The 12141-nt window shown below is 49.2% G+C and carries 11 protein-coding genes; 3 read left to right on the top strand and 8 right to left on the bottom strand.

What is annotated here, in order from left to right:
• Positions 1-11 precede the first annotated feature (11 nt).
• The 6 genes from AC6R1O_RS08720 to AC6R1O_RS08695 all read right to left on the bottom strand — a co-directional run bounded on the left by AC6R1O_RS08720 (position 12) and on the right by AC6R1O_RS08695 (position 8788).
• Positions 12-1256 (bottom strand): extracellular solute-binding protein, encoded by a 1245-nt coding sequence (locus AC6R1O_RS08720; RefSeq protein ID WP_500656873.1) that lies wholly within the window; start codon positions 1254-1256, stop codon positions 12-14.
• A 39-nt stretch (positions 1257-1295) separates the two neighbouring features.
• A complete protein-coding gene (locus AC6R1O_RS08715; RefSeq protein WP_500656872.1) occupies positions 1296-2303 on the bottom strand; it encodes a LacI family DNA-binding transcriptional regulator in 1008 nt (335 codons plus the stop codon).
• A gap of 289 nt (positions 2304-2592) precedes the next feature.
• Entirely contained in the window at positions 2593-4593 is a 2001-nt protein-coding gene (locus tag AC6R1O_RS08710; RefSeq protein ID WP_500656871.1) for a methyl-accepting chemotaxis protein, read from the bottom strand.
• Between the two features lie 162 nt (positions 4594-4755).
• A complete protein-coding gene (locus tag AC6R1O_RS08705) occupies positions 4756-6099 on the bottom strand; it encodes a carbohydrate porin (RefSeq protein WP_500656870.1) in 1344 nt (447 codons plus the stop codon).
• 311 nt (positions 6100-6410) lie between these two features.
• Positions 6411-8357, bottom strand: a complete 1947-nt coding sequence (locus AC6R1O_RS08700) for a DNA topoisomerase III (RefSeq protein ID WP_500656869.1) — start codon at positions 8355-8357, stop codon at positions 6411-6413.
• Between the two features lie 95 nt (positions 8358-8452).
• Positions 8453-8788: a Grx4 family monothiol glutaredoxin gene (locus tag AC6R1O_RS08695; RefSeq protein WP_334552696.1), complete on the bottom strand. Its 336-nt coding sequence runs from the start codon at positions 8786-8788 to the stop codon at positions 8453-8455.
• A gap of 340 nt (positions 8789-9128) precedes the next feature.
• Between AC6R1O_RS08695 and sodB the strand changes: the two genes are divergently transcribed.
• The 3 genes from sodB (at position 9129) to AC6R1O_RS08680 (ending at position 11227) form a co-directional block, all read left to right on the top strand.
• Complete coding sequence (gene sodB / locus AC6R1O_RS08690) at positions 9129-9713, top strand: superoxide dismutase [Fe] (RefSeq protein ID WP_334552697.1); 585 nt, start codon at positions 9129-9131, stop codon at positions 9711-9713.
• Positions 9714-9835: 122 nt separating this feature from the next.
• On the top strand, positions 9836-10345 hold the full coding sequence (locus AC6R1O_RS08685; RefSeq protein WP_500656868.1) for a VC2046/SO_2500 family protein: 510 nt from the start codon (positions 9836-9838) through the stop codon (positions 10343-10345).
• A gap of 219 nt (positions 10346-10564) precedes the next feature.
• Positions 10565-11227 carry an SDR family oxidoreductase gene (locus tag AC6R1O_RS08680; protein ID WP_500632264.1) on the top strand — a complete coding sequence of 221 codons (663 nt, stop codon included), beginning with the start codon at positions 10565-10567 and terminating at the stop codon, positions 11225-11227.
• On the opposite strand, the gene AC6R1O_RS08675 is transcribed toward AC6R1O_RS08680, so the two are convergent.
• The gene (locus AC6R1O_RS08675; RefSeq protein ID WP_500632265.1) at positions 11224-11685 is read right to left on the bottom strand and encodes a low molecular weight protein-tyrosine-phosphatase; all 462 of its coding nucleotides are present in this window, start codon (positions 11683-11685) and stop codon (positions 11224-11226) included. The genes AC6R1O_RS08680 and AC6R1O_RS08675 overlap by 4 nt on opposite strands.
• A gap of 140 nt (positions 11686-11825) precedes the next feature.
• A complete protein-coding gene (locus AC6R1O_RS08670) occupies positions 11826-12074 on the bottom strand; it encodes a DUF3297 family protein (RefSeq protein WP_334552704.1) in 249 nt (82 codons plus the stop codon).
• Positions 12075-12141: the final 67 nt, after the last annotated feature.

The raw sequence follows: 12141 nt of genomic DNA, 5'->3' as shown, positions 1-12141 counted from the left end.
CAAACGTTGACTTACAGGTTGCGCGTACGACGCTTGATCAAACGCTCTGCTTCTTGCAGTGCGGTTTTGATGTCTTTGCCTTCATCCAGCACTTCCATCAACGCGTTTTCTAAGATGATAGAGCGCGCGACGTGGTCACCTTTTGCTGGCGCCACTGGCTTGATGTTCTTCGCCACTTCAGCAAACAACAAACGCGCTTTCTGTCCACCGAGGAAGACCACTTCTTCTTGGAACAGATCGTCATCGTAGGTCGTCACGTTCGCTGGGAACGCAGCAATAGTTTCAAAGTGCTTGAGCTGCACATCACGGTTAGTCGTCATGTATTCAATCAACTTCCACGCTTCGTCTTGCTTAGTCGATTGTGTCGGAATAGAAAGGAATGAACCGCCCCAGCTGCCGTAGATGCCATCTGGTAAGTTCGATACACCCCACTTACCGGCGGTGTCTGGTGCGATCCAGTTATTTAGGTGACCCAATAGCCAAGCACCTGACAACTGCGTGGCGAATGTGCCATTACGGAAACCTTCGTACCACTCGTTTGACCAAGCCAAGATACGACCATCTAAGCCTTTGTCACGGATCTGCTTCGCCACTTCGAACGCATGAACAAAGCGCTCAGACGTCACAACAGGCTCGCCGTTGGCATCAAAGTACAGACCTTCGCCTTCCGGCACAGTCGTAAAGATAATCGCTTGCGCAACGTCCGCCGCAGAGGCAATCAACTGGACATTTTGTGCTTTAAGCTTTTCACCCGCCGCGATGTAAGAATCCCAATCTTTAATGGCTTCATTGACATCAATACCGGCGTTTTCAAAAATGTCGGTACGGTAGTACATCACACCTGGGCCTAGGTCGACAGGGATACCGTAGACATCACCATCACCGCCCTTGCCTTGTGTCCATGCATAAGGCGCAAAGCGATCGGCGTATTTGTCTGCCCCATATTGCTCAGATAAGTTCACCAAACCGCCAGAGGCAACAAACGGACCGATTTTTTCGACATCGACTACGATCACATCACCTGCGCCCGACCCTGTTGCCAAGTTGGTAGTCAACTTGGTGTGGTGGTCACCATGGTTGTTCATCAGGTAGTCGACCTTGATGCCAGACTCTTTTTCAAATTCAGGCAGAAGCACTTTTAAGCTGCTGTCAAAATCTGGAAATCCATCAAAGCGAATTTGACTGTCTGCTGCTGTCGCTGTGGCAGCAAGCCCGAGTGCAACCGCGCTCGAAAGCGCTAAGGTCTTAAATTTCATGTCTTATCCTTAATCTTGTTATTGGTGTTTAAACGAGTGCTATAGGGTACTGTTTAGGTCCTTGACTGAATCTCGCACTACCAACGCGGGGTTGAGTTTGAAATTCACATCACGCTTGTTTTTGTTCAGTTTTTGCAAGGTGAGCTGTACGGCCTCAATGCTCATTTGCTCAATGGGGAAGTTGATTGTGGTTAACGATGGGGTGAGGTAACGAGCGAAAATGTTATCGTCAAATCCCACCAGCGACACCTCCTCCGGGATAGAGAAACCTGCGCTGCGTAGCACCTCAAATGCACCAAAAGCCATGTGATCGTTCGACGCAAAAATCGCGCTGAATCGGCACCGACGCTTGAGCAGTTTTTTGGTGGCGATAACACCGGTCTCTTCGGTAAACCCTGCCTCCGAGACCAGCGCTTCGTTGTACTCCAAGTCTGCTTCCTCCAGTGCACTTCGGTAACCCTGCAAACGCCCCCGTGCGTCTGACTTATCCAAAGGCCCTGTGATACAAGCAATCTCGGTGTGCCCCTGCTGCAAAAGATATTGAGTCGCCAGTTTGCCCCCCAACTCGTTGTCAATATCGATGCAGCTCTGATACATCTCTGGAATAAAACGGTTCACTAACACAACAGGAATCCCTTGTTCTTCCAGAGCGATCAGATAGTCATCACACAGGTGTTGAACATGAAGAATTAATGCATCGACCCTACGTCCTAGCAAAAACTCCACTGACTCACGTTGCCCCTGCTCCGTGTTTGAGCCAGCTGTCACCACTGCGTGATAACCAAAGCGGCGCAGGTTTTCCTCTAGACAATGGAGAATGCCCGAGAAGAAAGGCCCACCTAGCTCCGGTACAACAATCCCAACGCTACCGGTACGACTCGACGCTAAGGCTTGAGCAATCGAATTGGGACGATAGCCCAGCTCTTTGATCGCTTTTTCCACCTTGAGCTTCTTGTCGTGACTCACGCGACTGGTACCGTTAATGACTCGAGATACCGTCGCCTGAGAAACCCCCGCATGCTCGGAAACGTGTTTAATTGTTGCCACTGAAACCTCAATACTGCTTTGACTTGAAACCGCTTACAGGCTGAGTATTCCGTAGTTGAAGGGAGGAATGAGTGAGTGTCATCACACTAATTTTTGGAAAAAAATGGCGGTTTTGGAAAAATAGAGAGCCGCTACAGTTTCAATCGTCGCCATGAAACAGTTTCATGAAATAACCACACACCTTTTATTTATCAGGCCAAAAAATAGCCTAATAGCATGTGTTTTTATGGGGCATAAAATAAAAAAAAGAGAGGCAAATACCTCTCTAATATAATACTTAATAGTGAAATTATTGGCGCAATATAAAGCTGGCCGTTAATTCAAATTGCACTTGCGCCAGTTGTTCCAACTCTTTTCCTTGAGTCGCGAGTTGGTGTGAGCGATCTAAATTCTGCTCTGCTAAGGAGTGAATGTGACTGACGTTCTTAGTGACATCACTGGCCACCGACTGGTGCTCCGTTGTCGCACACGCGATTTGATGGCTACGCTGAGAGACCTGATCCAATCGGCTATGCACTTCATGCAGTCGCGCATTGACTCGCTCGGTTTGCTGCATGCTCTGCCCCATCCCATTCAAACAACTGGCAATTTGTTGGCTAGCGAGATCCGAGCGCTGTTGCAATCGCTCAATTTTACTTTGAATCTCTTTCGCACTGCTGGTGGTCTGCGCTGCTAAGATTCGCACTTCATCGGCCACTACAGAGAATCCTCGGCCATGCTCACCGGCGCGCGCGGCTTCAATCGCCGCATTCAGTGCAAGTAAATTGGTCTGCTCTGAAATACCGGAAATGGCCTCCAATATCGACTCAATGCTGGCACTTTCAGCCTCCAGTACTCCAATAGTTTCCGTGACTTGGTTAAGCTCTTCAGAAAGCGATTCCAACATCGCCACATTGCTATTCATCTCTGTCTGCGCGTGCTGGGAGTGCTCAACGGCGCCTGTGACTAGGGAGAGCGTCTGCTCTGCTGAGCTCGCGATGTCTGTCACCGAGCACTCGATTTGCTCCATCGCCGTCGCTACCAGTAGCGTTTGCTCCGTCTGTTGACTGATCGCTTGATTGAGCTCTGCGCTAATGGTTTGGTTGGAAAGTGAGGCCTCATTGACCTGCGCACTGGATTGACGAATACGCTCAATCATCTCCGACAGATGACGCACCACGACATTGACCTTTTGCGCCACCTGGCCAAACTCGTTGCGCGCTGAATAATCGACATCAGACGTAAGATCTTTCTGCGCGATGGCATCGAGTGCCCCCAGTAAGAGCCGTGTCGGTCGGCGCACCATACTGGCAAAACTCAAACCCAACACAAGCGCGACAACAATAGAGCCAAACGAGATGCCGATAAACAAGGTTTGTGTTGCCTCGGTGGCCGATTTTGCCTCTTCATACAGGTCATTGGCGACCTGATTGGCAAAGCGTGACAAGCCATCGATATGCTCGAGCTGACGATCAATGGCTTGTTCCAACTCCTGACGTAGTTGTCGCAATTGTTCTGCCTGCTCTACGGTTTGCAGGTGCCAATGCACCGCACCCTCTTGAGAAAACGCATGTAGCTTTAGGCGCTGTAAGGTACCTTCTAGCGTTTGATAGACCTTTGGCGCAACCGCGGTTAAGGCTTGTTCGCTCTCCTCCAAATAACGTTGACGCGTCGTAAAACGTCGCGCCACTGAGCGCAGCTCTGTCATGTCTTTCTGCTTGTAGACCTCATTCGCTTCATTGCCCAGCAACGACACTTGACTGGTCAATCCATCCAACGCTCGCTGAGCTGACTCTGATTGTGCATTTGTACGCGCACGTTGAAGCGAGTTACTCAACTGCGTCATCAGTTGTTGGAATTGAGATTGAAGATAGTCACTGCGATCTTGCGCATCAAGCACATCGGTATAGGCGCTCATCACCGCTTCCAAACCACCGAGCGCCAATTGCCCTTGTTCTCTGACGGGTGTGAGGAATGGCATGAGCTGAGGTTGATGCTGCGCTGCCGATTCAAACCACTCCAACTGACTAAGATAAACATCGCGATTGACGGCTATCCGCTCTTCAAAAGGGGGCAACTCATCCAAATACTGAGCCGATAAAAAGGGCGTAAGACTACGATTGATATTAAGAAAATCGATGGTCAACTGCGCAGAGCGCAACATCAATGGCGTCGTATCACGAGTAATCGACTCCATCTTATCTGTGACATCTTGGCTACTGTGTACAGAGAGCCACGCCGATCCGACCATAATCGCAATCAAGCAGATAAAGCCCAAATAGAGGCGTGACACAAGGGTTTGAAATGGCATAGGTTCACCCGTTCTTGACCGAATCTAAAACACTTCGGTGTTTGACAAGGATAAAAAATGGGCACAAAACTGTGCCCAAACTGGAGTTAAATTGGCTAGTCGACCCGTTCCCACCAATCTGCCTTGTGGGACCAATAAGTTGGACAGTAAATTACCCTAGGCTTACCACCACGCTTCGAACATGGCACCGACAGCCACGGTGTCTGCGGTTGTTTTATCACCCGCTGAGCCTGTCGTTTCTACATCGCCAACGGTTGTGTAGAAGCGCAGCATCGGACGGCTCCAAGGCAAGCCTCCCAGTGACACGTTTTGAGATAATGTCACTTTCCAACCGGTTTTCTCACTGCCATCGTCCCAATCTTCCATCGCATAGCCAGCTTCTAGCCATGTTGAGTGAACGTCATCCCATTGATACTGTGGACGAACGATACCGGCGTATTCGCTTTTCTCATCGGTATCAGCACCTGAAATATCTTTGTACGACACTAAGTAATCGATAATAAATTGCTCAGACGCTTTGTAGCCCCCTTCGACACTTGCGTAGAAGACCTGCTTGTCACCTGCTAGCTCGAATACTGAGTTGTCAGCGCCATCGGCGTATTTCATCACTAACTTATTAGAGCTACCTACGCCAAGTACGGCACCGACTTGCCAAGCGGTTTCATCTTCAACGTTTACTGCAGGATTTTTCTTCACAACAATGTCGCCATCTTCGTCAATCACGATTTCCTCACTCGCTGAGCTGTTGGCTTCACTAGAAGCAAAACCATAGTTCGCGTAAAGGTCTAGATTGCCGAAACCCAAATTGATTCCATGTAACTTTGACGTAATAGCATAGCGGCCCGCATCGTTGCCTAATGCCCCGTCGGAGCTGTCCACTGCACCAACAAAGCCCATATCCAGCTTCACGCCACCCAAGTTTAGGTTGTTGAAGCCCGCGCCTTGGCCATCATGAGACATCCAGAAGTAATCATTCAGACCTTGTTGTGGACGCTGATGGAAGTCACGACCCGCCCACATGTAGAGCTCTGGTTGGCTTTCAAAAATGTTGGTAACACCGGCATACATTTTCTTCAAATTCACGCCGCCTGATGAACCCCATTGGTCGTTGTTCCAATCATCCACCATGAAAACCAAATCCCATTTGGCACCATTGTCTGCTTGGAAGATTTTGGCTAATTGAACTTCACCACCGTTCGCTTCGTTACCCAAACGGCCAAGAGAGCGACCACTGCTGCCCACTTCGACATAACGGTTGTCGCCTGACGAGTGGTGCGCGCCATAACGTGCGTAACCTGAGAAGATAATGCCTTGAGGCACTTGCGTATCTGGGGTCAACACAGCTTGTTGTTGGTCATTGACGTAGTCAATTTCAACCAGCTTAGACTCTAATTCTTGAATACGTTGCTCTAATGCCGAAATATCGGTTTCCGCAGCAAGGACAGAGGCAGAAGCGAGAGTGGAAGCCACCGCTAAAGTTATTGGTAAAACTCTAAAATGTTTCATGTTATATCCCTATTTAATTTAGGTTTGTTTTAATTCAGGGAAATAATAAGCAATGAAACCTTTGAAAATATTTGCCGACTTCACATCCGATTATTGAAATAAGCGTCATGAAACTGTTCTATTCAAGAGATTTAAAAATTAAAACAAGACTTTCATAGAGTTATGACGTTGTTTTTCAGGTTAGGCGAGGATGAAATCGGTTTCATTTCATGAGATTTGGCGAAATTTGTCACGAAAACGAGTCGACAAACAGGCGAACAAAAAACAACTCGAATGAAAACTTTCGACATTATGAAAGATTTCATTCTCGCTCAACGGCTTTTCTTCGCTCTTGGTGATTTGCCTTTAAAAGAACGTCTCTTTTTGTAGGCCGGACGCTCAACCTTAGGTAAATGACGCAGCGATGGCGGCACGTCACCAAATTTGACCTGCTGCATCAATCCGTCGATGCTCTGTTGGAGTGCTTGCATGAAAGGTTGGTAGGCTTGATTTCGCTCGGCCATACCTTGCAACTGGTGCTCCCAATGGGCGGTCATGTCAGGGTAGGTGGATTCGCTTGGTAAGGCGTGAATTAGCCCGCGCCCGGCGGCGGAGCTCAATATGGCTTTGCCTTGGCGGGTGAGGAGTTGACGCTTAAATAGCGTATCCAAAATACCGGCTCGAGTGGCTTCGGTACCTAACCCGTCGGTCTCTTTTAAGATGGCTTTTAATGCTTTGTCTTCAACGAATCGGCCGATGCCTGTCATCGCTTGCAGGAGCGTGGCTTCGGTAAAATGTTTCGGCGGCTCTGTTTTTCTCTCCTTGATCTCTCCCTCTCGGCAGGTCAGCACTTCTCCTTTCGCCAGCGGTGGCACCGTCTCAACGCCTTGATCGTCATCATCCACTTTACCCATCAGTGCCTTCCACCCCGCTAAGACCAATTGTCGACCTTTGGCGACAAACGCACCTCCGGCGATCTCAAACACCAACTTGGCTTCGGCATACACGGCTGCAGGGTAAAACTGCATCAGATATTGGCGAGCAATCTGCTGATAGATTTTCATTTCACTTGCAGAGAGCGCATTGACTGACGCTTTTTTAGGCGTCGGAATAATCGCGTGGTGCGCATCCACCTTGCTGTCATTCCATGCTTTGGACTTCAAGGAGAGATTCGCCTCCTCCACCGCCGTGGACAGATCCTTGGCGTTATTGGCAATCGCATCAGAGACCGAACGCGCCTGCGAGTAGTGCTCAAGCGGCAGGTAGCGGCAATCTGAGCGTGGGTAGGTGATGAGCTTATGTTTTTCGTACAAAGATTGGCAGGTATCAAGCACTTGTTGTGCGCTCATACCAAAACGCTTGGCGGCGTCAATTTGCAGGGCAGAGAGCGAATAAGGAAGCGGCGCCGACTGTTTAGTCTGCTTTTGTTCGGACTCCACCACTGTCGCGGGCTGATTGGCAATACGGCTTGCAACGTTCTCAACCAGCTTGCGGCTCAATACTCGGCCTTCTTCATCGAGCCAAGGCTGACAGGCTTCACTCGGCTTCCATCTCGCGCGAATATCAAACGCCTGATCCCCCTGCTGATAGGGAATCAACGCATGCAACGTAAAATAATCTTTAGGTACAAACTGCTCAATCTCTTCATCTCGGCGCACCACTAGGCCGAGTACCGGAGTCTGAACGCGCCCAACGGATAAAACGCCCTGATAGCCCGCTTTTTGCCCCAACAAGGTGTAGGCCCGCGACATATTCATTCCATACAACCAGTCGGCGCGTGAACGCGCCAGCGCGGAAACAGAAAGGGGGATAAAGTCACGGTTGCTGCGCATTTGGCTAAGCGCACGTTTAACGGCTGGTAAGTTCAAGTCACTGATCAGCAGACGTTGCATCGACGTCCTCTTACCTTGGGGGACGCGACAGTATTCAATCACTTCATCCACCAGTAATTGGCCTTCTCTGTCTGGATCCCCAGCGTGGACGATCTGCTGCGCCTCTTTCAGTAACTTACGGACCACTGTGAGCTGCTTGCTGGCGGACTTTCTCGGTCTGAGTTGCCACTGTGACGGGACAATAGGCAAGTCAGCGAGATTCCACTTTTTGTAGCGCTCGTCATAACTGTCTGGCTCGACCTGCTCTAACAGGTGGCCAATACACCAGGTCACTACATCGCCATTGCCGCAACGAATATAGCCTGACTCATTTTTCTTTGGGCCAGGCAGCGCGGCCGCGATCGCTCGGCCTAGACTGGGTTTTTCAGCAATAAACAGACGGGACATAGGGAGTTTAGACGCGAGTCAAATGGCAAAAAATAAGGGCAACATTAACCAATGTCGCCCTTACAAATCAAGAAAAACTGTAAATATAACCAGTATTATTCTTCGTCGCTGCCTGCTCGCGCCGCGGCTTCTTTAATCAGTGGCTGCAATTCGCCTTTTTGGAACATCTCAATGATGATGTCACATCCACCGATCAGCTCACCTTCTACCCACAATTGTGGGAACGTTGGCCACTGCGCATACGCTGGCAGTTCTGCACGGATGTCTGGATTTTGTAGAATGTCTACGTAAGCGAATTTTTCGCCACAAGCCATCAAAGCTTGCGCTGCTTGAGATGAGAAACCGCAGCTTGGTAGTTTCGGGGAACCTTTCATGTAAAGAAGGATCGTGTTTTCTGCGATTTGCTGTTTGATTTTATCGATAGTTTCCATTGCTTCCTCTTAATGGAGTTACTGCAAATATTCTGGACATTCTAAACCATTAGCGCAGAATAAAAAGCCTACAATAAGAAGGGATTTAATCCTTGCACAAATTTGGGCTTGAATGCGACACTGTTTGCACAATGCGGTGTCTTGCAAAATCCGACGGGCGCTTGACGAGAATTTTGCAGTGATCGGATCCGAATAACTCTTTTAATAAAGTAAAAACTTGCTAAACTAGAACGCAAGTCAGCACATTGACCACAGCAAGCCGCGTGCAAGCTGTGAATAATAAATAACACTGGAAGCAATCGAAAGGGCTAACCCTTTCAAATCAATGGAGAATCGAGCAATGGCATTTGAACTACCCGCTCTTCCTTACGCGAAAGACGCACTAGAACCACACATCTCAGCAGAAACCCTAGATTTCCACCACGGCAAGCACCACAACACTTACGTGGTTAAGCTCAACGGCCTAATCCCAGGTACTGAGTTCGAAGGCAAAACACTCGAAGAGATCATCAAGACATCTTCTGGCGGCATCTTTAACAACGCTGCACAGATCTGGAACCACACCTTCTACTGGCACTGTCTTGCTCCAAACGCGGGTGGTGAACCAACAGGCGCAGTAGCCGATGCCATCAACGCAGCCTTTGGTTCGTTCGACGCATTCAAAGCGAAGTTTACTGATGCGGCAATCAACAACTTCGGTTCTTCTTGGACATGGCTTGTGAAAAAAGCTGACGGCTCACTAGATATCGTGAACACGTCAAACGCAGCGACGCCACTAACAGAAGAAGGCACCACGCCACTACTGACGGTTGACCTATGGGAACACGCGTACTACATCGACTACCGTAACGTTCGTCCAGATTACATGAACGGTTTCTGGGCACTGGTTAACTGGGACTTCGTTGCAGAAAACCTAGCAAAATAATCCCTTCCCCCGAAAGGATTGGAATTTAGTCGCCTAAAAAGCCAGCAGTCAGCTGGCTTTTTTCATACCTGCTCTCAAGCTTTTTGTCCCCTCGCCGCTACATAGACATCAAGCGAGGACATATGCACACCCCGATTCATACCTTAGACAAAGCGAGCGTCATCAACGAGCTTCAGTTTGGCACTGGCATTAATCATGCGGTGCACGAAGGTCGCCGTGCCGATTTTGCGCTGATTCTCTCTTTGTTCTCTGACGATGTCCGCGACACAACACCAGTGGAAAAAATCGATACGATTGACAGCAGTCAAGCGGCCCTGCGCCGTCGATTTGAGTTGCCGTCTCCGCAAACTCTGCGTTCGGATCAAAGCTCATACGCAGTTTCCGCGCAACAAGCGGCGCTGTTTCACTCCAGTAGTCTCGCCAGTGCTAAGTTGTCCCACTACCTAACACCGGAAACCTTGACGTATTTACCCGAAGAGACACATGACCTTCCTGAAGAGGTCTATCACAACCTTTCTGGTCACCAGAGGCGTCAACTGGCAGAACAAACACCGCGTGAGCTAATACCGGCCGATCTCTACAATCAGCTGATCCACGCTCAACGTCAGTTCCAAATTTCCCTACAAACTTAATGGGTTAACATCTTTGCTATTGACGCAGGATCACATTCTCGTTGTCTCATTTTGTATACATATTCACCCGTTCAACTAGAGAGTGTGAAACACCGCAAAGAAACACGCTCTGCTCAAAGATGCGCACAACTTATTTGAAGTTATTCACATATAAGTAACAGTTAATCTACCATGCTATATGAACAAAGTAGTCAAGTGTGACGAGAAGGAAGGCGAGCGATGGATATAAAAAATGCAGTAATATTAATTACTTCTGCAGGCTCTCAGCTTGGTGGTACGCTCGCGTCTCATTTCGCATCGCTAGGTGCCACCTTGGTTCTGTGCGACAAAAACTCCGCTCGCTTGCAACAAACAGTGCAAAGCTGTCAGCAGATCTCCACTAAAATCTACTCCTGTGCGATTGTCGATTACAGTGTCGATGCCATTCACGATCTGTTTCACTACATGGACGACACGCTAGGGCATTCACCCGATGTGTTGATCAACGCCATCACTAGCCATGCGATGCCGACCATTCTTGAACAGAGTGGCCGCGAGATTTTTACTCAGCAGCTTTCCCACATGGCAGCGACGCTATTTAGCTTCGGCCAAGCTACCGCAGAGCGAATGAGGACGGAAAAGAAAAACGGGGTAATCGTCAACGTTATCGCCCATGCGGATTATCGAGATTTATCTGGCTTCGACAACGCCACCTCCATGGTGGCCGGATTTACCCAAAGCTGGGCTAAAGAGCTAACGCCTTTCAACATTCGCGTTGGCGGTGTCGTGCCCAGCTATGATGTTGACGATGTTCATTGGTCGGAGATTCACGACGAGCTGATCCGCAATACCGAGTATATCGTCGCCAATGATTACTTCAGTGGACGCGTAATGGCCGCTTAGCGTTGCAAAATGGCCTCGCTCGCCTGCTCAATCAGATCGAGCACATTCTCGAACCCTTCATCTCCGCCATAATATGGGTCAGGTATTTCATCCACGTCTGCATCAATGTCACTGAGAAACAGTTTGAGCTTATGTTGATGCTCACGTGGGCACTGCGCTTGAAGATCGGCTAAGTTGTCCCTATCTGCCGCCAAAATGAGATCAAAGCGAGCAAAATCATTGGGCTCTACTTGCCGTGCTCGAATCCCTTTAAACGAATATCCCCGCTTTTTTCCTGCCGCCTGGGCACGTGGGTCCGGCGCATGACCTTGGTGGTAACCGATGGTTCCTGCCGAGTCTATCTCCACTTCAACGCCTAGCTCTTTTGCTTTCGCTCTGAGCACCGCTTCGCCCGTCGGAGAGCGACAGATATTGCCCATGCAGACGACAAGGATGGAGGAACACTGAGTACTGTTCATGATGGATTTCCTTTTCAGTTGACCAATGTGCCGGCGTTTTCTCTCATTAGGAAAACACGCCGTCGATTCCAAAACCATACGCGCAGATAAAAAAAGAGTGAAGCACGGGCTTCACTCTTTCGAATTCTCATAGGGGCGGTTTACTTGTAGTAAGCCTCAACCTCGCCTTTGAGTTTAATCAGCATCGGTTGACCCCAGCGATCTTTTGCTTTCGGTGATGGGATTTTTACCCAGCCTTCGCTGATGCAGTACTCTTCCACATCGGTGCGCTCTTTGCCATTTAGGCGAATGCCGATTTGGTGTTCAAAACACTCAGCGATGTGATGTGGGCTGCGTGGGTTGCCTGATAGGTGATCCGGTAACTCAGGTTTGGCGTTGGTATCGCTCATACTTGTGACCTAATAGTAGTAATCAAAACGTGGATTCTAGTTGAGACGCTAGGCGGGTTCAACTCTC

It is taken from the genome of Vibrio sp. R11-SG3-ISO3-SZ (assembly GCF_059834345.1).
This window is presented reverse-complemented; position numbering and strand designations above follow the sequence as displayed.